This window comes from Streptomyces actinomycinicus (assembly GCF_016741775.1).
GTDB classification, from domain to species: Bacteria; Actinomycetota; Actinomycetes; order Streptomycetales; family Streptomycetaceae; genus Streptomyces; species Streptomyces actinomycinicus.
In genome coordinates this window covers 452,460-472,520 of record NZ_JAERRK010000003.1, presented here as the reverse complement: position 1 = coordinate 472,520, position 20,061 = coordinate 452,460, and the positions used below count along the sequence as shown (strand labels likewise).

The following is a 20,061-nucleotide window of genomic DNA, read 5'->3' as shown; positions in this document are numbered from 1 at the left end:
GGATCTTTCCCCTGCCGTGCTGCGCAACACGCTACGCGCAGCACTCATTCCCGGCCACGGAGGAACGCCTTCACTGACGAAGCCGGTACAGGGTCGAGACCTGGTCCTCACCCGGAGGAAACCCGGTGTGCGCCTCCGCCAGGCCGGTCCCGGCCGCGCGCGAGGAGGCGATGCGTTCCAGCCGGGCCCGCTGGAGGCGGGCATCGAAGGGGGTGGCGTCCGGGGCGCGGTGCCGCATCGGCTCGTGCACGAAGGAACGCCTCGGCGTGACCGACTTCTGGGTGACCGGCCCGCGCTCCAGCCGCCAGCCGTCGCCGGTCGTACGGGTACGACCGCTCGAACACGCGCGAGGACGCGGCCGGGAAGGCCGTTCGGGTCATGCCCCGGAAGCCGTCGCAGCCCACGACGTAGTCGCACTCCAGCAGGTCCGTACGCCCCTGGTGCCGGAAGGTGATGCGCGGGCGGTCGCTCTCGGCTCCCTCCACGGCCAGCGCCCGCACCCCGAACAGCAGCGGCCCGCCCTCCTTCAGCTGGAGGGCGATGGGCAGCAGCCGGGCGAGCAGCCGGCCGGCCCGGCTCCGACGACCCCGGCGGTGGTCCGCATCGGCGGCCCCCTCCCCTGGCTCCGCGGCGGTGGCACGCGGCTCCCGGCGATGGTGCCGCTGTTCTCGCGGTGAAGTTTCCTTCACCACGAGCTGCGCGCGAGTCTCCGACCGCACGGACCCGCTGTCGACGGTCGCACGGCGGAGCCGAGGGGGCGTCAGAGACGAAGAGGTGCCCGGAGCCGGACTTGAACCGGCACGCCCGCGAAGGGGCAGCGAGGTTTAAGCTCGCCGTGTCTGCATTCCACCATCCGGGCAGGCCATGGGCTCCGCTTCGAGGATCCGAGCCTATCGGGACCCATCCCCCGAACAGCGGAACGGCGGACTGATGTTGTCTTATTTTATTGACGTCTGAGGGTGCATCAGCCCACGGAACACGCCATCCGCACTTGCCATCAGCGTGACGTGACACGTGTGCGCGCGTCCGCGAAATGACGGAATTTCACCGTCTGAACGAGGGCGTTCCACCTGTTCTCGACTCAGGGTCGCCCGTCCACCCCAGGTATGACATGACGGCCGTCCGTCCGACCCGAGTCGGCCCCCGGAACCGGAGCAGCGACTGACTACACGCGCGCCCCGCGCCGAGACGATGGAGCAGTCCCCCGAAGACACGTCGTCCCGACAGGAGCACCGCCCCGTGACCACCACACCCTCCCCCGAACTTCGTCCGGGAGTGCCCCCGGCCGGCCGGACCACCGCCGTGGCCGCACGCGCCACGGAGTTGTCGAAGATCTACGGGCAGGGCGAGACCCGGGTGGTCGCCCTGGACCGGGTCTCGGTCGACTTCCGGCAGGCCGAGTTCACCGCGATCATGGGGCCGTCCGGCTCCGGCAAGTCCACTCTGATGCACTGCGTGGCCGGGCTGGACACCTTCTCCTCCGGGTCGGTGCGCATCGGCGACACCGAGCTGGGCTCCCTCAAGGACAGGCAGCTCACCCGGTTGCGCCGGGACAAGATCGGCTTCATCTTCCAGGCGTTCAACCTGCTGCCGACGCTGACCGCGCTGGAGAACATCACCCTCCCGATGGACATCGCGGGCCGGAAGGCCGACAGGACGTGGGTGGACCACGTCATCCGGATGGTCGGGCTGTCCGAGCGGCTGAGCCACCGGCCCTCCCAGCTCTCCGGCGGCCAGCAGCAGCGCGTGGCCGTCGCCCGTGCCCTCGCCTCCAAGCCCGAGATCATCTTCGGCGACGAACCGACCGGCAACCTGGACTCGCGCTCCGGCGCCGAGGTCCTCGGCTTCCTGCGCAACTCCGTGCGCGAGCTGGGCCAGACGGTGGTCATGGTGACCCACGACCCGGTGGCCGCCGCCTACGCGGACCGGGTGATCTTCCTCGCCGACGGCCGGATCGTCGACGAGATGTACGACCCCACCGCCGACTCCGTGCTCGACCTCATGCGCAGTTTCCCCGGGGGCAACCCCCAGACCCCCGGGTTCGACGCGAAGGGTCGTACCAGCTGATGTTCCGCACAGCCCTGCGTAACGTCCTCGCGCACAAGGCCCGGCTCCTGATGACCGTGCTCGCCGTCATGCTCGGCGTGGCGTTCGTCTCCGGCACCCTGGTCTTCACCAACACCGTCTCCGACGCCCTCCAGAAGAGTTCCGCCAAGGGCTTCGAACGGGTCGACGTCGCCGTACGGCCCGAGTACCAGGACTCCGAGGGGAACGAGGTCGGCAAGACCCCCGAGCTGACCCAGGCCCTGCTCGACAAGGCCGCCCGGGTCCCCGGGGCCGCCTCCGCCACCGGTGTCCTCTCCGGCTTCACCGCCGTCGCCGACAAGGACGGCAAGCTCGTCGGCGGCGACTGGCAGTCCGCCGGCGGCAACTACTGGGGCACCAAGGACCCCCGCTACCCGCTGGTCAGCGGCCACGCACCGCGCGGCAAGGGCGAGGTGCTGATCGACTCCGGGACCGCGAAGCGCGCCGGCTACCGGGTCGGCGACACCGTGCGCCTCTCCGTCGACGGCCCGGTCCTCACGCCGACCGTCAGCGGCATCTTCACCACCGACGACGGCAACGTCGCCGCGGGCGGCAGCCTCACCCTGTTCGACACGCCCACCGCGCAGGCCCTGTTCGGCAAGAAGGGCACGTACGACGAGATCGACGTGCAGGCCGAGGCCGGCACCGGCCAGAGCACGCTCAAGGCCGCGCTCGACAAGGCCCTGCCCGCGAAGCTCGTCGAGACCACCACCGGCAAGCAGCTCGCCGACGACCAGGCGAGGATGATCTCCGCGTCGATGAGCGGCCTGAAGCAGGGCCTGCTGGTCTTCGCCGGCATCGCGCTCTTCGTCGGCACCTTCATCATCGCCAACACCTTCACCATGCTGGTCGCCCAGCGCACCAGGGAACTCGCCCTGCTGCGTGCGGTCGGCGCCTCCCGCCGCCAGGTCACCCGCTCGGTGCTCATCGAGGCGTTCGCGGTCGGCACGGTCGCCGGCGTCACCGGTCTGGCCGCCGGCATCGGCATCGGTGCGGGCCTGCGCTCCCTGCTCAGCTCCTTCGGCGCGACCCTGCCCGGCGGGCCGCTCGTGATCAGCCCCGGCACGGTGGCGACCGCCCTGGCCGTGGGCATCGTCATCACCATGCTGGCCGCCTGGCTGCCCGGCCGCCGGGCCGCGAAGATCCCGCCGGTGGCCGCGATGAGCAGCGTCCACGCCAAGGCCACCACCAGGTCCCTGGTCCTGCGCAACACGCTCGGCGCCCTGCTCACGGCGGCCGGCATCACGGTGATCCTCGCGGCCACGAGGATGAACGCCGACACCGGCCAGGGTCTGATGGGCATCGGCGCGGTCCTGCTCATCGTCGGTGTGTTCGTCCTGACCCCGCTGCTGTCCCGCCCGCTGATCGCCGCCGCCTCCCCGGTGCTGCGCGTCTTCGGTGTGTCGGGCAAGCTGGCCCGCCAGAACTCGCTGCGCAACCCGCGCCGTACGGCGGCCACCGCCTCGGCGCTGATGATCGGCCTGACCCTGATCACCGGCATGACCGTGATGGCGGCCAGCCTGCAGATGTCCATCGACAAGATGGCCAGCGCGGCGATCCGCGCGGACTACGTCGTCTCGATGGCCAACCGCGGCCCGCTCTCCCCCGATGTGGCGCGGAAGGTCGCGTCCGCCGACGGGGTCACGCTCAGCAGCCCGCTGCGCAACGGCGAGTCCCGCATCGACGGCGACACCGAGTTCCTGACCGGCGTCGACGGCTCCGCGATCGGCGAGCTGACCGACCTCAAGGTGACCGACGGCTCCTTCACGGTGGACGGCACGCGGATCGTCGTGGACGAGGACCGGGCCGAGGAGCACGGCTGGAAGGCCGGCTCGCAGTTCACCGCGCACTTCGAGGACGGCAAGGCGCAGCGGCTGACGGTCGCCGGGGTGTACGAGGGCAACGACATGCTCAACGGGATCATCCTCGACGACAAGGTCCTCACCCCGCACCTGTCCGACCCCGCCGACATGCAGGTCATGGTCAAGACCGCGGACGGCGCGTCCGAGACGGCCAAGCACACGCTGGAGAAGGCGCTCGGCACCAACCCCGCGATCAAGATCCAGGACAAGCAGGACGTCTCCGACGAGATCGGGAAGATGTTCACGCAGGTGCTGAACATGGTCTACGGCCTGCTCGGCATGGCGGTGATCGTCGCCGTGCTCGGTGTCATCAACACGCTGGCCATGTCCGTCTTCGAGCGGGCGCAGGAGATCGGCATGCTCCGGGCGATCGGCCTGGACCGCAGGGCGGTCAAGCGGATGGTCCGCCTGGAGTCGCTGGTGATCTCGCTGTTCGGCGGGGTGCTCGGCATCGGCCTGGGCGTGTTCTTCGGCTGGGCGGCCGGCGAGCTGCTCGGCACGAAGATGCCGACCTACGAACTGGTCCTGCCCTGGGGCCGGATGACGGTCTTCCTGCTGCTGGCTGGCACCGTCGGCGTCCTGGCCGCCCTGTGGCCGGCCCGCCGCGCGGCCCGGCTGAACATGCTGTCGGCCATCAAGGCCGAGTAGCGCCGCGCCGCGAAGGGCCCCGCTCTGCCTGGTGCAGGGCGGGGCCCTCGCCGTGTCAGCCGTGCCAGGTGCGGGCGCGCAGCGGGAGCCCGGACGTGCCGGACTCGGGGGTGCGGACGGCCAGGACCTGGTTCACGCCGATGCGGTTGCGTTCGAAGGCGAGCGCGGAGGCGGCCATGTACAGCTGCCAGACGCGGGCACGGCCCGGGCTGGTGAGCCGGACCGCCCGGTCCCAGTCGGCCTCCAGGTTCGTGACCCAGCGGCGCAGGGTGCGGGCGTAGTGCTCGCGGATCGACTCCACGTCCCGGACCTCGAAACCGGCCCGCTCCAGCTGGGTGACGGTGGTGCCGAGGGGGGCCAGCTCGCCGTCGGGGAAGACGTAGGCGTCGATGAACTCGTCCACCCGGTATTCCGACTCGTCCCGGTGCGGGCGGCGGGCGATCTGGTGGTTGAGCAGCCGGCCGCCGGGCTTGAGCAGGGCGTGCAGCTGACGGGCGTACTCCAGGTACCGCTCGGCACCGACGTGCTCGGCCATGCCGATGGAGGAGACCGCGTCGAAGGGACCGTCCGTGACGTCCCGGTAGTCCTGGACCCTGATCTCCACCCGGTCGGTCAGGCCCTCCTCGGCGACCCGCTTGCGGGTGTACGCCGCCTGCTCCTGCGACAGCGTGACGCCGACGACGCCCACCCCGTGCTCGCGGGCCGCGTGGATGGCCAGGGAGCCCCAGCCGCAGCCGACGTCCAGCAGCCGCTGACCCTCCCTCAGGCCCAGTTTGACGCAGACGAGTTCGAGCTTGTCGCGCTGCGCGGACTCCAGGGTGCCGCCCTCCTCCCAGTAGGCGCAGGAGTACACCATGGAGGGGCCGAGGACGATCTCGTAGAAGTCGTTGCCGACGTCGTAGTGGTGGCTGATGGCGCGCCTGTCGGTGTGCCGGGTGTGCAGGCGCCGGCGCGGTCGGCGGACCTCCTCGCGCGGCGGGGCGGGCGGGATCGGCGGGCCCGCCAGTTTCAGCAGGTCCACCGCGGCGGCCCGGACCTTCGGGTCGCGCAGGGCCTCGGCGAGGCCCCGGCCGTCCTCGCCGCGCTCCCAGACGAGGCCCGCCATCGCGTCGAGCGCGGTGTACAGGTCCCCCTCGATGCCCAGGTCGCCGGAGACCCAGGCGCGGGCGAGGCCCAGCTCGCCCGGCTTGAACAGCATGCGGCGCAGGGCCCGGCGGTTGTGCACGACGAGCGCCGGCGCGCCCGGCGGCCCGGCCGTCGAACCGTCCCAGGCCCGCACCCGTAGCGTGAGCGGGGCTCCCAGCATCTGCTCGGCAAGACTCCTCAGCCGCGACGCGGCGTCGGCCATGGCGCACACCTCCGTGAAGGTAGATCGGCCCGAACCGTCTGCTTCCGTGCTTGCGGGAAAACGATCGCGCACACCGACGTCATTCCCCGCCACGCGGCCCGCCCGACACGCAGCCGGCACCCCACCCGAACGAGGGACCCGCCGGAACCGGCGCAGTGTGCGCGAGGCACTGCCGCCGGTCAAGTCCCGAAATCTCCTGGCATGACCTGATACCTGGGCCGGGCCCTAATGGATGCAAGGCACTCGCCCACACCCCCTACTTCCTACTTCTCAGGATGTGCATCACCATGACCCGTCTCCAGCGCCTGGCCCTGCTCGCCGCCTCGACCACCGTGATCACCGGAGGCGCGCTGCTTCCCACGGCCGCCTTCGCCGCCCCGCCGGCCCCGCCCGCCGCGGCCGCCGCGGCCGCCTCCGCGATAGACCCCAACGGCGCCGACACCGGTGGCGCCGATGCCGGCGGCGACGACGGCGGCGCCGACTCCAACGGCATCGACCCCGGCGGCGCTGATACCAGCACCAGCAACAGCAGCAACACCAGCAACACGGACACCTCGGGCACCGACTCCGTGGGCTCCACGGCGCAGTGGACCACGGCCACCGATGAGGAGAGCGGCATCTCGATGGACCTGCCCGGGCAGGCCGAGACGCAGGTCGACCAGCTCGACGGCCGCGACCACTGGGTGGAGACCGACTACGGGAGCATCGGCTTCGCGGTCTACGACGGCGACGACCTCGATCCCGAGGAGATGCTCCAGCAGCACCTGCAGCTCCTGAACGAGAACGCCCAGTCCGCCGACCAGCAGTTCAGCACCAGCAACGTCAATCAGACCCGCACGAACGACGGCGCCCAGCTCGAGGCGGACCTGACGGCGGACGACGGGACCTACGGTCACGTCCTGTACGCCACCGTCGACGGTCACCTGCTCATGATCGCGCTGTTCGGCACGGAGGACCAGACGGACGCCATGCAGGCCGACTTCGATCAGCTCATGGAGAGCATCCAGGTGCCGGGCGGCTCCACGACCGGGAGCGGCGACACCCAGTCCGGCGACAGCCAGGCCGGCGACAGCCAGTCCGCCGACGGCCAGTCCGGCGACAGCCAGTCCGCCGACGCGGCCCCGGCCTACGGCGAGCAGGCCACCTGACCCAGGAGCGATCCGGGGCCCGGTCCACGCGGTGGACCGGGCCCGACCGCTGTCTACAGGCGGCTCAGCATGAGGGAGAGGGCGTTCAGCGCGTCCTCCCGGTTCTGCCCCGCGGACGACTTGCGCTGCACGGACGCCAGCAGCACGAACTGTCCTTTGCGGCCCATGACGGTCGTGTAGTAGCTGTCCGCCTTCTGCCCGGTCGTACTGGTGACCGTGTGCCCCTCCTCGGCGGACACCGTGTCGTCGAAGCCCTTCACCGACGTGATGTCGGTCTGCCGGATGTCCTCCCACTGCACTTTGCTGTTCGCCTTGGTCTCCTTCTCGCACCGTTGCGCGTCCGACTGGAACCGGGCGGCGTCGGCCTGGGCGGAGCCGTCGTTGCGGTAGACGATGACCGTGGAGGTGGCGTACACCGACTTCTCCGGGGTGTGGACGGTGCGGTCCAGGTAGGCCAGCATGTTGACGCCCGGCTGACGTACCAGCTGGCAGTCGGCGTCGGCGAACAGCACCGACTTGTCGTCGTCCTCGTACGGGCTGCTGCGGACGTAGTCGGTCCCCCAGTCCGGGGGCGTCAGCGCCACCCGCTTGGCGACCTCACGGGCCTGGGAGGCCGTGTCGACGGCCGGGGTGCTCTCCCCGCCGCGCCGCGTCAGCACCAGCGCGACCACCACCGCCGCCACGACCGCCGCCGCTGCCGCGCCGATGAGCACGCCGGGCCTGCGCCACCAGGGGCGCCGGGGGGACGGCGAGACGACGGTGGGCGGTCCGAGCGGGCCGGACGGCGGACCGGACGGCTGGCCGGGTGGCGGTGGGATGCTCACGTGCGTCGTCTACCACCCGGCGTCGCACCGCCATGGCGGCGGGCACGGAGATCACCCTCACGACGGCGAAATCCGTCTGCTCGGGCGCCCGGCCGGGATCCGTCCGCACGGGGACCGCCCACGATCCGTCCGGCCGGGCGCCCGCACACGCCGAAGGGGCCGCCCGCACCACGGATGGCAGGCGGCCCCTTCGGGCTGTGCTGAGGCGACTCGGGTCAGGAGGCCTTGGCCTTCTCCTCGGTCTTCGGCGCGGCGGCGACCGGCGCCGGCTTGGCGGCCTCGTAGAACTCGTCGCGCGGGTTCTCCATGGCGCCGAGGGAGACGACCTCGCGCTTGAGGAACATGGCGAGGGTCCAGTCGGCGAAGACGCGGATCTTGCGGTTCCAGGTCGGCATCGCCATGCCGTGGTAGCCACGGTGCATGTACCAGGCGAGGCGGCCCTTGAGCTTGATCTTCATCTTGCCCATGACGATCATCGCCACGCCCTTGTGCAGGCCGAGACCGGCGACCGCACCCTTGTTGGCGTGCTCGTACTCCTTCTGCGGGAAGCCCCGCATGCCGGAGATGACGTTGTCGCCGAGGACCTTGGCCTGGCGCAGCGCGTGCTGGGCGTTCGGCGGGCACCAGGCGTTCTCGTTGCCCGCCTTGCGGCCGACGAGGTCCGGGACCTGGGCGTTGTCGCCGGCGGCCCAGATGTAGTCCGTGCCCTTGACCTGGAGGGTCGGCTCGCAGTCGACGTGACCGCGGGGGCCGAGCGGCAGGCCGAAGCGGGCGAGGGCCGGGTTCGGCTTGACGCCGGCGGTCCACACGATGGTGTTGGAGTCGACCTCGAGGCCGTTCTTCAGCACGACGTGGCCGTCGACGCAGGAGTCCATGGAGGTGGAGAGGTAGATCTCCACGCCCCGGCTCTCCAGGTGCTCCTTGCCGTACTGGCCGAGCTTCGGGCCGACCTCGGGGAGGATCTTGTCGGCGGCGTCGACGAGGACGAAGCGCATGTCCTCGCGGGACACGTTCTTGTAGTACTTCGCCGCGTCACGGGCCATGTCCTCGACCTCGCCGATGGTCTCCGCACCCGCGAAGCCACCGCCGATGAAGACGAAGGTGAGCGCCCTGCGGCGGATCTCCTCGTCGGTCGTGGAGTCGGCCTTGTCCAGCTGCTCCAGGACGTGGTTGCGCAGGCCGATGGACTCCTCGATGCCCTTCATGCCGATGCCCTGCTCGGCGAGGCCGGGGATCGGGAAGGTGCGGGAGACCGCGCCCATGGCGATGACCAGGTAGTCGAAGGGCAGCTCGTACGCCTCGCCGACCAGCGGGGCGATCGTGGCGACCTTGCGGTCCTGGTCGATGGTGGTGACCCGACCGGTGAGAACCTCCGCCTTCGGCAGCACGCGTCGCAGCGGGACGACGACGTGGCGAGGGGAGATGCTGCCGGCGGCGGCTTCGGGGAGGAAGGGCTGGTAGGTCATGTACGACCGGGGGTCGACGACCGTGACGGTCGCCTCGCCGTAGCGCATCTTCTTGAGAATGCGCCGAGCTGCGTACAGGCCTACGTACCCACCGCCTACTACGAGGATCCTGGGACGCTCCGTGGTGCTCATGCCATCGAGTATCCACCTGCCGCAGGGGGGCTGCTCGTGCGCCCCTTCACAAGCTCCGGCAGGGCCTGTGTTAAACTCCGCGGCCCGCGTGACGCAGGTCATGGAACCGGGACGGAACCCCGAGGCGGTACGACCCGTTGTCAAGGCCGCGTGAGCTGCCTCTCCGGGTCGGCGGGGCGTCGGTGAGGGCGCCGTGACACCCCCGGAACACCCCGCTTCAGGGGCCCTTTGCACTCCCCATCTGAACATGTTCAAACGGCCCTTGGGCCCCGGGAAGGGCCAACCGGTCCCCTTCAGAGTGCCCTCGCGGGGCAATTCCTTGTGAAGAACTTCACGAACTTTTCCACCCGCTCGCGAACGAGGGCCCCTCAAGGGGCCCTCGAAGCACGCTCAGACGTTATCCAACCTGCTCAGCAGATGGCTACCGATGAGTAACCAAAGAGAGCTACGCCACCGACCACGCGATGCCGTCGAGGATGTCGTGCTCGCTCACCACGACCTCCTCGGCGCCGATCCGCTCCATGATCGCCAGCAGCACGAGGGCGCCCGCGCCGATGACGTCGACCCGGCCCGGGTGCATGGAGGGCACCGCCGCCCGCTCGGCGTGCGTGGAGCGCAGCAGCCAGTCGGTGATCTCGCGGACGCGGTCGTGCGAGATCACCGAGTGGTGGATGCGCGCGGAGTCGTACTCGGGCAGCTCCTGGGCGATCGCGGAGACCGTGGTGACGGACCCGGCCAGGCCCACCAGGGTGTGCGCCTCCCGCAGCGGGACCGTCTGCTCGGCGAGGTCCAGGGCGGCCTCGACGTCGGCCCGTATGGCGGCGATCTGCTCCTCGGTGGGCGGGTCGCTCACCGTGCCGTCGTGCACCAGGTGCCGCTCGGTCATCCGCACGCAGCCGACGTCCACGGACCGCGCCGCGCGCACGTGGTCGTCGCCGACGACGAACTCGGTGGAGCCGCCGCCGATGTCCACCACCAGGTAGGGCCCGGTGAGGTCGTCCCGGCCGGTCAGCTCCCTGGTGGCGCCGGTGAAGGAGAACTCGGCCTCCTGGTCGCCGGTGATGACCTCCGGCTCGACGCCGAGGATGTCCAGGACGCCCCGGACGAAGTCGTCCCGGTTCTCCGCGTCGCGGGAGGCGGAGGTGGCCACGAAGCGGAGCCGCTCGGCGCCGTGCCTCTTGATGATCTCCGCGTACTCACGGCAGGCGGCGAAGGTGCGCTCCAGCGCCTCGGGGGCGAGCCGGCCGGTCCGGTCGACGCCCTGGCCGAGCCGCACGATCGTCATCCGCCGGTCCAGATCGGTGAGTTCGCCGGTGTCCGGGTCGGCGTCGGCGACCAGCAGACGGATGGAGTTGGTACCGCAGTCGATGGCGGCGACCCGGGTCACTGCTCCTCCCCCTCGCTGTCGTCGAGCGTCACGCAGGCGCCCTTGCGCCACCACTCCGGCAGCATCGCCAGGGCCTCGTCGCCGAGCGGGTTCACGCCCGGTCCGGCGGCCAGGGAGTGGGCGACCAGCACGTGCAGGCACTTCACCCGGTCCGGCATGCCGCCCGCGCTCGGGAAGCCCTGCAGGACCTCGATCTCGTCCCGGCGCCGGACGTAGTCCTCGTGCGCGGCCCGGTAGGCGGCGGCCAGTTCGGGGTCGCTCTGCAGCCGCTCGGTCATCTCCTTCATCACGCCGTTCGCCTCCAGCGTGCCGATGGCCGAGGACGCCTTCGGGCACGTCAGGTAGTACAGCGTCGGGAAGGGCGTGCCGTCGGGCAGGCGCGGTGCCGTCTCCACGACATCCGGCTGACCGCACGGGCAGCGGTGCGCGATGGCCCTCAGGCCCCGCGGCGGGCGGCCCAGCTGTTGCTTGAAGGCCTCGACGTCCGCGTCGGTGGGCTCGGTGCGCGGAGTGTGCGGCGGAGGGGTTTCCATGACTGCTTTCAGGGTGGCTTTCTCTGGGTTCACTGGTCGGAGGCGTCGGACTTGTCGACGCCGTCCCAGACGTTCGCGTACCAGGGCCGGTGGGCGGCCCTGACATCGGCGCGGGCCTGCTTGGCCGCGCCCGGGTCGACGACGACGTACCCCGTCTCGCCGGGCTTGACGTAGTGCAGCCGGCGGCGGATCTGCTGCTCGGCGTAGGCGTCGTCCTGCCAGCGCGCCTTGAGGTCACGCAGCTGTTCGACGCGTTCGCGGGCCTGCTTCTGCCGGCGCTGGACGTCGGCGATCTCCGCGCGCTGGGACACGTACTGCCGCATGGGATAGGCGAGGGCCACCACGAGCGAGCACAGCACCAGCGCGAGCAGCGCCGCCCGGCCGGTGAGCCGGGAGCGGCGGGCCTGCCGTCTGGTCTGGGAACGGTAGACCCGGGCCGCCGTCTGCTCGCCGAGCAGCCGCAGCCTGGTCGCGGTGGAGAAACGGTCCCGGCCGCTCACGGCATCCCACCTCGCCTCGCAGTTCCGGTCAGCCGTCCCGCCGGCCGGGGGTCCGGGGGGCGCCCCCCGGGAAAGCACAGCACGGCCATCTGGCTCTCCGCCTCCCCTTTCAACGTGCGTACGTCCCCGGACACGGTACGGGACCGAGTACGGGGACGTACGTACGACTGGCTAGGACTTAGCCCGGGAAGGCTCAGCCCTTGGAGACCTCGCCGTGGCCGCGGAAGCGCGGGAAGGCGCTGCGGCCGGCGTACACCGCCGCGTCGTCGAGGATCTCCTCGATGCGCAGCAGCTGGTTGTACTTGGCGACGCGCTCGGAGCGGGCCGGGGCGCCGGTCTTGATCTGGCCGCAGTTGGTGGCGACGGCCAGGTCGGCGATGGTGACGTCCTCGGTCTCGCCGGAGCGGTGGGACATCATGCACTTGAAGCCGCTGCGCTGGGCCAGCTCGACGGCGTCCAGGGTCTCGGTCAGCGAGCCGATCTGGTTGACCTTGACCAGCAGGGCGTTGGCGGCGCCGTCCTCGATGCCGCGGGCCAGGCGCTCGGGGTTGGTGACGAACAGGTCGTCGCCGACCAGCTGGACCTTGTCGCCGAGCTTGTCGGTGATGACCTTCCAGCCGGCCCAGTCGTCCTCGAACAGCGGGTCCTCGATGGAGACGAGCGGGTAGGCCGCGACCAGCTCCTCGTAGTACTCCGTCATCTCGGCGGCGGAGCGCTCCTTGCCCTCGAAGAGGTACTTGCCGTCCTTGTAGAACTCGGAGGCGGCGACGTCGAGCGCGAGGGCGATCTGCTCGCCGGGCGTGTAGCCGGCTTCCTTGATCGCTTCCAGGATGAGGTCGAGGGCCTCACGGTTGGAGCCGAGGTTCGGGGCGAAGCCGCCCTCGTCGCCGAGGCCGGTGGACAGGCCCTTGTTCTTCAGGACCTTCTTCAGCGTGTGGTAGACCTCGGTGCCCCAGCGCAGGGCCTCGGAGAAGGACTCCGCGCCGATCGGGGCGATCATGAACTCCTGGATGTCCACGTTGGAGTCGGCGTGCGAGCCGCCGTTCAGGATGTTCATCATCGGCACCGGCAGCAGGTGCGCGTTGGGGCCGCCCAGGTAGCGGAAGAGGGGGAGGTCGCTGGCCTCGGAGGCGGCGTGGGCGACGGCGAGCGAGACACCGAGGATGGCGTTGGCGCCGAGGGAGCCCTTGTTGTCGGTGGCGTCCAGGTCGAACATGGCCTGGTCGATCAGGCGCTGCTCGGTGGCGTCGTAGCCGACCAGCTCCGGGCCGATCTGCTCGATGACGGCGAGGACGGCCTTCTCGACACCCTTGCCCTGGTAGCGGTTCGGGTCGCCGTCACGCAGCTCGATGGCCTCGAAGGCGCCGGTCGAGGCGCCGGACGGAACGGCGGCACGACCCGTGCTGCCGTCGTCGAGGCCGACCTCGACCTCGACCGTGGGGTTGCCTCGGGAGTCCAGGATTTCCCGGGCTACGACGACGTCGATGGACGGCACGAGCATCTCCTTCTTGGATGTGACGCTGGAAGTGCGGGGCGGTGTGCCTTACGGCTGTGCCTTGCGACTAGAGCCTAACCGTCCCGGGGGCGTCGGCCACCGACCGACCGTCCCGTGGACACGCCGACGGTACCTTTTGTTTTCGACCGAAACAAAGACCGGTGGTGACCGCACGGAAAAAACCCCGCCCCGGTGCGTACGGGGGAACACGCACCGGGGCGGGGAGCCCGTGGGGACGGGGGGTGGCCCTCACGAGGTCGTGGGTACGACCCCTGGGGATGCGAGGGCGCTGTGGTCCTGCTCGGGGCCGGACGTCACTTCAGGTGGAGCTGCTGGCCCGGGTAGATGAGGTTCGCGTCCTCGACGACGTCCTTGTTCAGCTCGAACAGCTTCTGCCAGCCACCCGCGACCTTGTGCTTCTCGGCGATGGTGCTGAGGGTGTCGCCCGCGACGACCTTGTACTCGCCGTCGCCCTTCTTGACCTTCTTGCCGGTCGGGGTGGTGACGGTCTTGCTCGTGCTCTTGCTCGTGGACGCGGCCGGGCGCTCGGCGGAGCGGGAGGCGGCCTGCTGGTCGGTGGAGCGGGTGGTGGTGCTGCCCGAGTCCGAGGGGGTGCTCGGGGCGGCGCCGCCGTAGGGGGTGCTGGACAGGCCCGTGCCGCAGACCGGCCAGGCGCCCTTGCCCTGCGCGGCGAGGACCTTCTCGGCGACGGCGATCTGCTGCGCCTTGCCGGCCTGGTTGGCCTGCGGGGCGTAGGCGGTGCCGCCGTACGCGGCCCAGGTGGAGGCGGAGAACTGCAGGCCGCCGTAGTAGCCGTTGCCGGTGTTGATGGACCAGTTGCCGCCGGACTCGCACTGGGCGACCGCGTCCCACTCGGAGGCGGTGGCGGCGGAGGCGTTGCCGGCCGCCATCAGCGGGGCGGCGACGGCGGCGCCGGTGACACCGGCGAGCGTGATGGCGCGGACGGCCTTGGACGGACGGCGGTGCTTGCCCTTGCCGGTAAACAGCATGGATCGATCCCCTCACCGACGCCTGCGAGGTGAGCTGTCGGGTTCGGGCCGGTTGAGTTGCCCGGCCGCATCTCCCGCTGTGCGCGAGACGCGGCTCCACCCCAAGCCAGGTCCGGCATCAACTGCCGGGCCCGGCACTTACCTTGGGTCCCCCGCTCCTGCCTACGGCGCTTGACGCGACGACTGTTCCCGGGCAACCGCTGGCAGGATTCGGCGTTGCGACTGCCGGGGCTCGTGGTGACGAGCGGCCTCGACCGTAGACACGCGGCCGGCGGAATTTCAAAGACGATCAGGGCTTCTGAGACTCATCCCACACTTTCGCCAAACCGGACATTAGGGCGTTAAGTGGGGCGCCAACTCCCGCTAGTCGACGTCCGTTTCGTCCCCGACTTCCAGGGTCTGACCGGCAGTGATGTGGTTCGGGTCGGCCCCGATCGCCTTCTTGTTGCCGGCGTAGAGCGCACGCCATCCGCCGTCGACCTCAAGGGAGTCGGCGATGGAGGCGAGGGAGTCGCCGTCGCGGACGGTGTAGGTGCCCGGCTCCCGGGAGGCGTGCCGGCCGGAGGCGGCACCCTGACCGCTCGCCGCGCTCTCGTCCGCACTCGCCCCGCGGTGACGTCCGCCACCGCCGAGGGTGCCGGTGTCGACCAGACTCCAAGAACCCGCGGCCTGCTGGGGGTTGTCCTCACGGCCGGGCTCCGGGGCGACCGTGGCGGAGTCGTCGGCGCCCTGCGTGCTCCCCGGCTCCGGCGAGACGGACTTGTCGGACTTGGGAGTGTCGGTCCCGCCGGAGCCGGCCGCCTCGCCGTCGTGCTCGCCGTGGCCCGCGCCCGGCTTCCCGGCCGGCCCGGCGTCCTTGCCGGAGGAGGAGCCGGCGCCGGAGCCGGAGTTGCCGTCGGAGCCGGCGTCATCCGAGTGCGACGAATCCGGCAGACCGGACGAGTCGGAGCTGTCGGAGTTTCCGGAATCATCGGAACTCCCGGTCGAACCGGACGTGTCGCCCGAGCCATCGGTGTCCCCGGACCCGCCGACACCCGTGTCGACGTCCGCCGAGCCCGAGTCCGAGGTCAGCCCGGACAGCAGGGCACAGGTGGCCCAGGGGGCGGTGCCCTTGTCCGCGAGGATCTTCTCGGCGACGGCGATCTGCTGGGAGCGGCTGGCCTGGTCGGCGCTGGCCGCGTACTGGGTCCCGCCGTACGCGGCCCAGTCCGCCTGCGAGATCTGCAGGCCGCCGTAGTAGCCGTTGCCGGGGTCGGCGCTCCAGGAACCCCCGCTCTCGCACTCGGCCACCTTGTCCCAAGTGGTGCCGTCCGCCGCGTTGGCGCTCGCGGCCCCGAGGAGCGGGATGGCGATGGCCGAGCCGGTCACTCCGGCCGCTACGAGGAGAGCCGGAGCCTGACGGGGGCGACGGTGTCGACCGTTCCCGGAGAGCATGCAGAAGCCTTTCGAGCGACAGCAGTACCGGCGCGGCACAGGAAACCCTTCGCCACGCTGATGGGTGAACGTATAGGCAGACGATCACTTGTCACAAGTTCATGCCGCGCAGATCACGTGAAGATCACAGAATGAAGGTCCGTCAGGTCCCGCTGCCGGAAGTGTGTTCAGGCCGTGGGCGTGAACTCCACGGGCAGGGTGCGCAGGCCTCGCATGATGAGTCCGCCGCGCCAGCGCAGCTCGGCCGGGTCCGCGGCCAGCCTCAGGTCGGGCAGGCGGGTGAGCAGCGTGGCGAGCGCGGTCTGGCCCTCCAGCCGGGCGAGCGGCGCGCCGAGGCAGTAGTGGATGCCGTGGCCGTAGCCGAGGTGCTGGTTGTCCCGGCGGGTGAGGTCGAGGACGTCCGGCTCGGCGAACCGCTCCGGGTCCCGGTCCGCCGCGGCGAGCACGACGAGCACCGGATCGCCCGGCGCGATGTCCTGCCCGCCGATGGTGAGCGGCTCGGTGGCGAACCGCCAGGTGGCCAGCTCCACGGGGCCGTCGTAGCGGAGGAGTTCCTCCACACCCGTCCCCAGGAGGTCCCGCTCCCCGCGCGCCACGGACTCCTGCAGCCGCCGGCGCTGCTCGGGGTGGGTCAGCAGGGCGTAGATGCCGTTGCCGATGAGGTTGACCGTCGTCTCGAAACCGGCGAAGAGGAGGATGAAGGCCATTGCGGCGGCCTCGTTCTCGGTGAGGTGCTCGCCGTGGTCGGAGGCGCGGATCAGGCCCGAGATCAGGTCCTCGCCGGGCTCGGGCGCGGCGGGCAGCGCCTCGCGCTTCTTGTGGATCAGCTCGGCGAGGTAGCCGCGCATCTTCTTCACCGACCGGGCGACCCCGCCGCGGGGGCCTCCGCCGTGCCGGATCATCATGCCCGCCCAGTCCCGGAAGTCGTCCTGGTCCTCGCGCGGGACACCGAGCAGGTCGCAGATGGCGTAGATGGGCAGCGGGAACGCGAACTCGTGGATGAGGTCGGCGGATCCGCGCTCGGCGAACCGGTCGATGAGCCGGTCGGTCAGCTCCTGCACCCGGGGCGCGAACTCGGCGACCCGGCGCGGTGTGAAGGCCTTGCTCACCAGGCGGCGCAGCCGGGTGTGGTCCGGCGGGTCGATGTTGAGCAGGTGCGTCATCAGATCGGCCTTGCGTTCGCCCGGGATGCCGGTCTTGCCCTTGGCGTGCGCGGGCTCGTCGTGATGCGCCGGGTTCTTGCTCAGCCGCTGGTCGGCCAGGGCCTGCCGGGCATCGGCGTACCGGGTGACCAGCCAGGCCTCGACCCCGCTCGGCAACCGTGTCCGGTGCACGGGCGCGTGCTCGCGCAGCCAGGCGTAGGCGGGGTAGGGGTCGGTGGCGAACTCCCAGGTGAAGAGTGCGGGAGCGGGGGCCGGGGCCGTCGGGGGGTGGGGCTGGTCGGTCACTCCTCGACGGTATCCGGAGGGGTGGGGGGCGTGACGTGGGGCGGGGGCGTCCCGGGCGCGGGGCGGGCAGCCGCGGCCGGGGGCGGCGTGGCCGCAGGGGACGTGTCCGCAGGGGACGTGTCCGCAGGGGACGTGTCCGCAGGGGACGTGACGGGAGGGGGTGGCGGGAGCGTTCCGGGGAGGCCGCGCGGGTCCGCGACGGCCGCCTTGCGCTCCCATTCCTCGGCCTCCGCCACCTCGCCCTGCTTGCGCAGCAGCCGGGCCAGGTGCCGCTCCGCGTAGGGGGCCGCGCACTCGTGCCCCTTGAGGTACCAGGAACGCGCCTCCTCGTTACGGCCGAGGTGCTCCAGCGTGATGCCGAGGTTGATCATCGCCGAGGTGTCGCCACCCTCCGCCGCCCGCCGGTACAGGGCCTCCGTCTCGGCCTCGGTGGCTTTCCTCGCCTGCTCCAGGAAGAGGCCGAACTCGTTCGTGGCGCGCGGGTCACCCCATGCGGTCCCGTAACGCAGCCACTCCTCCGCCTCCGCCTCGTTCCAGTTGGCCAGGAGGGTGCCGAGGCTGCCCGCGACCTCGCGGTGGCCCGCGGCCGCGGCCTTGCGGTACCACCGCAACGCCTCCCCGTCCCGTCCGGGTCCCACCAGCATGTCGCCCAGCTCGTGCGCCGCCGCGCCGTCCCCCGCCTCCGCGGCCTTGCGCAGCCAGCGTTCGGCGTGGGCCCGGTGCACACGGCCGAGTTCCCGCGCCGCCCAGGCGTACCCCTGTTCCGCAGCCGCCTCCAGGTACGGCAGCGCCTCCTCCTCGTTCCCCTTCCTCGACAACGTCAGGGCCATCGCGGCCGTCGCCCCCGCGTGCCCCGCGTCGGCCGCGCGGCGCAGCAGGGCCTCGCTCTCCTCGCCTTCCGTGCGCAGTGCGAGACCGAACATCAGCTCGGTGTCCCCCGCCTCGACGCGTGCGCTCAGCGCCGCACGGGCCGCGCCGAGAATCGCCCCGTGGTCCAGCGCCGCGGACTCCGCCGCGTCCAGCAGCGTCCACCACACCCCGTCCGGCACCGGTTCCAGGTCCTCCGACGCCAGCGCCTCGGCGACCAGCGCGCCGTACGCCCGCCAGGTGCCCCTTTCCTCCCCCTCCACGAGCAGCCCCGAGACGCCGAACATGGGCGCGGTGGCCCAGGTGATCGCCTCCTCGTACGACTCCGTGCGCAGCGCCTCGTCGCGCTCTTGCCCGTACTGGTCCAGCACCTTCACGAACAGTTCGTCCGGTATCCCCGCCGTGACCCCGGAACGCGCCACGTCGACCGCCGTCCGCACCAGCAACCCCCCGAGCGGATGGTCCTGCCGCGTCCCCGGCCGGCGCCACTCGTCGAACAGCAGGTGTCCGACCGCGAAGTACGAGGCCACCCCCTCGGTGCCGCTCCACATGTAGGCCGGGTAGGCCCGTGGGTCGTCGCACGCCGACAGCCGGGCCAGCTCGGCCTTGCTCCAGTCCCGCGGCAGCGTCACCGTGCGGGCGGCGGCGACGACCCGGTCGCCCGGAGCGGTCCCGGTACGGCGCCGGTAGTACTCGGCGGGACTCATCGTGGCCAGCACGACGGCACCGAGGTCGGCCAGCCGTCCCAGCAGCGGCAGGTCGAGCCCGCCCGGACCGAGGTGGCCGGTCAGGTCGTCCAGCCATACGACGTACCGGCCCCGGTTGCCCCTGAGCGCGGCGGCCAGGGGCCGCAGGTCCTCGCCCGGCACCGGGATGTACACCCGGTGGCCGTCCAGGCAGTGCACGGCGTGCCACGCGGTGTACGACGTCCCCGCGAGCCGTTCGCCCAGGATCAGGACAAGGCTGGTGCGGGCCAGCCTGGCGCTCAGGTCGGCGTCGCAGTCACGCGGCACGTACGGCGGCACGTCGGGCAGCCCTGGCACGGGCCGGGTCGGCTGCACGCCGAACTCCAGCGGCCGTACGGAACCGGCCGGCCGCCAGTCCGCGGGCGCGGGAACGTTGCCGTAGTGGAGGTGCTGCACCGCCACCACCTGGTCGAGGAAGGTGCCGTCCCGCAGGTCGACATGGTCACCGGCGACCCGGGGTTCAGCGGCAGGGGGTTCGGCGGCAGAGGGTTCAGCGGCAGGGGCCTCGGCGACAGGGAGTTCGGTGGCAAGGGCTTCGGCGACACCCGGTTCAGCGGCAGGGGGTTCGGCGACACCTGCTTCGGCGGCAGGAGGTTCGGTGGTACGGGCTTTGGCGACACCCGCTTCGGCGACACCCGGTTCGCCGGCACGGGGTTCGGCGGCAGGAGGTTCCGTGGGGCGAGCAGGGTGGTGGCCCGGTTCGGTGCCGCCCGGGCCGCCCGCCTTCGCGGAGCCCGGACCGCCGGCCGCGCGACCCGTGCCGACCCGGCCTCGGTCGCCGGGGCTCGTGCCGGCGGAGGCGGTGGCGCCGTGGCCGGTCGGGGCGGGACTGGTGTCGGCCCGGCGGGGTGTCCACGTGGTCGCGGCGACCCGCTCGAGGTCGGCGAACTCCGCCGGGTGTTCGACCCGTAACAGCACCAGGGAAGCGAGCTGGTGATCGCTCGTGGAGCGGTTGCCGTTCAACTTGGTCCAAGCCAGCGCCGCGTACGGCATGCCCGTCCGCGACAGCACCTCCGCCACCCGCTGTGCCGCGGTCGGCGAGCTGTGGATCGCCCGCAGCAGCGCTTCCCGCAGCTCCTCCAACTCCCTTGCCACGTCGGCCCCCACGCCTCGCACCCGCCCGTCGGG

The 20,061-nt window shown here is 71.5% G+C and carries 14 protein-coding genes, 1 tRNA gene, 1 pseudogene and 1 riboswitch; of the genes and pseudogenes, 3 read left to right on the top strand and 13 right to left on the bottom strand.

The window, feature by feature from the left end; translation table 11 throughout:
* Nucleotides 1–70 precede the first annotated feature (70 nt).
* Nucleotides 71–542: pseudogene (locus JK359_RS09110) on the bottom strand (FAD-dependent monooxygenase); the annotation flags it as partial.
* A gap of 233 nt (nt 543–775) precedes the next feature.
* Nucleotides 776–859 (bottom strand) — tRNA-Leu (locus JK359_RS09105).
* A 380-nt stretch (nt 860–1,239) separates the two neighbouring features.
* Between JK359_RS09105 and JK359_RS09100 the strand changes: the two genes are divergently transcribed.
* Nucleotides 1,240–2,067: an ABC transporter ATP-binding protein gene (locus tag JK359_RS09100; RefSeq protein WP_372445371.1), complete on the top strand. Its 828-nt coding sequence runs from the start codon at nt 1,240–1,242 to the stop codon at nt 2,065–2,067.
* Nucleotides 2,067–4,595, top strand: coding sequence for an ABC transporter permease (locus JK359_RS09095; RefSeq protein WP_201833754.1), 2,529 nt, complete (start codon nt 2,067–2,069; stop codon nt 4,593–4,595). The genes JK359_RS09100 and JK359_RS09095 overlap by 1 nt, the downstream gene beginning before the upstream one ends.
* A gap of 55 nt (nt 4,596–4,650) precedes the next feature.
* On the opposite strand, the gene JK359_RS09090 is transcribed toward JK359_RS09095, so the two are convergent.
* Nucleotides 4,651–5,943, bottom strand: coding sequence for an SAM-dependent methyltransferase (locus tag JK359_RS09090; protein ID WP_201833752.1), 1,293 nt, complete (start codon nt 5,941–5,943; stop codon nt 4,651–4,653).
* A 287-nt stretch (nt 5,944–6,230) separates the two neighbouring features.
* Between JK359_RS09090 and JK359_RS09085 the strand changes: the two genes are divergently transcribed.
* Entirely contained in the window at nt 6,231–7,091 is an 861-nt protein-coding gene (locus JK359_RS09085) for a hypothetical protein (RefSeq protein ID WP_201833750.1), read from the top strand.
* Between the two features lie 53 nt (nt 7,092–7,144).
* Here the strand turns inward: JK359_RS09085 and JK359_RS09080 are convergent, their stop codons facing one another.
* The 10 genes from JK359_RS09080 to JK359_RS09035 form a co-directional block, all read right to left on the bottom strand.
* Nucleotides 7,145–7,915, bottom strand: coding sequence for a hypothetical protein (locus tag JK359_RS09080; RefSeq protein WP_201833748.1), 771 nt, complete (start codon nt 7,913–7,915; stop codon nt 7,145–7,147).
* A gap of 215 nt (nt 7,916–8,130) precedes the next feature.
* Nucleotides 8,131–9,513: an NAD(P)/FAD-dependent oxidoreductase gene (locus tag JK359_RS09075; RefSeq protein ID WP_201833745.1), complete on the bottom strand. Its 1,383-nt coding sequence runs from the start codon at nt 9,511–9,513 to the stop codon at nt 8,131–8,133.
* A 445-nt stretch (nt 9,514–9,958) separates the two neighbouring features.
* Nucleotides 9,959–10,900 (bottom strand): Ppx/GppA phosphatase family protein, encoded by a 942-nt coding sequence (locus tag JK359_RS09070; protein ID WP_201833743.1) that lies wholly within the window; start codon nt 10,898–10,900, stop codon nt 9,959–9,961.
* Complete coding sequence (locus JK359_RS09065) at nt 10,897–11,433, bottom strand: DUF501 domain-containing protein (RefSeq protein ID WP_201833741.1); 537 nt, start codon at nt 11,431–11,433, stop codon at nt 10,897–10,899. Before JK359_RS09065 ends, JK359_RS09070 begins: the two co-directional genes overlap by 4 nt.
* A 29-nt stretch (nt 11,434–11,462) precedes the next feature.
* Nucleotides 11,463–11,933 (bottom strand): FtsB family cell division protein, encoded by a 471-nt coding sequence (locus JK359_RS09060; protein ID WP_201833740.1) that lies wholly within the window; start codon nt 11,931–11,933, stop codon nt 11,463–11,465.
* A 193-nt stretch (nt 11,934–12,126) separates the two neighbouring features.
* Nucleotides 12,127–13,434, bottom strand: a complete 1,308-nt coding sequence (eno, locus tag JK359_RS09055) for a phosphopyruvate hydratase (RefSeq protein WP_201833738.1) — start codon at nt 13,432–13,434, stop codon at nt 12,127–12,129.
* 308 nt (nt 13,435–13,742) lie between these two features.
* Nucleotides 13,743–14,438: a LysM peptidoglycan-binding domain-containing protein gene (locus JK359_RS09050; protein ID WP_201833736.1), complete on the bottom strand. Its 696-nt coding sequence runs from the start codon at nt 14,436–14,438 to the stop codon at nt 13,743–13,745.
* Nucleotides 14,439–14,442: 4 nt separating this feature from the next.
* Nucleotides 14,443–14,618, bottom strand: a riboswitch (cyclic di-AMP (ydaO/yuaA leader).
* A gap of 183 nt (nt 14,619–14,801) precedes the next feature.
* A complete protein-coding gene (locus JK359_RS09045) occupies nt 14,802–15,872 on the bottom strand; it encodes a LysM peptidoglycan-binding domain-containing protein (RefSeq protein ID WP_201833734.1) in 1,071 nt (356 codons plus the stop codon).
* 167 nt (nt 15,873–16,039) lie between these two features.
* Complete coding sequence (locus tag JK359_RS09040) at nt 16,040–17,320, bottom strand: cytochrome P450 family protein (protein WP_201833732.1); 1,281 nt, start codon at nt 17,318–17,320, stop codon at nt 16,040–16,042.
* Entirely contained in the window at nt 17,317–20,028 is a 2,712-nt protein-coding gene (locus JK359_RS09035) for a tetratricopeptide repeat protein (protein ID WP_201833730.1), read from the bottom strand. Before JK359_RS09035 ends, JK359_RS09040 begins: the two co-directional genes overlap by 4 nt.
* Nucleotides 20,029–20,061 lie beyond the last annotated feature (33 nt).

What these genes read in the sequence shown, in the direction of transcription:
- JK359_RS09095 (WP_201833754.1), top strand. Translation starts at nt 2,067, where the DNA reads ATGTTCCGCACAGCCCTGCGTAACGTCCTCGCGCACAAGGCCCGGCTC.
- JK359_RS09090 (WP_201833752.1), bottom strand. Translation starts at nt 5,943, where the DNA reads ATGGCCGACGCCGCGTCGCGGCTGAGGAGTCTTGCCGAGCAGATGCTG.
- JK359_RS09085 (WP_201833750.1), top strand. Translation starts at nt 6,231, where the DNA reads ATGACCCGTCTCCAGCGCCTGGCCCTGCTCGCCGCCTCGACCACCGTG.
- JK359_RS09075 (WP_201833745.1), bottom strand. Translation starts at nt 9,513, where the DNA reads ATGAGCACCACGGAGCGTCCCAGGATCCTCGTAGTAGGCGGTGGGTAC.
- JK359_RS09065 (WP_201833741.1), bottom strand. Translation starts at nt 11,433, where the DNA reads ATGGAAACCCCTCCGCCGCACACTCCGCGCACCGAGCCCACCGACGCG.
- eno (WP_201833738.1), bottom strand. Translation starts at nt 13,434, where the DNA reads ATGCTCGTGCCGTCCATCGACGTCGTCGTAGCCCGGGAAATCCTGGAC.
- JK359_RS09050 (WP_201833736.1), bottom strand. Translation starts at nt 14,438, where the DNA reads ATGCTGTTTACCGGCAAGGGCAAGCACCGCCGTCCGTCCAAGGCCGTC.
- JK359_RS09045 (WP_201833734.1), bottom strand. Translation starts at nt 15,872, where the DNA reads ATGCTCTCCGGGAACGGTCGACACCGTCGCCCCCGTCAGGCTCCGGCT.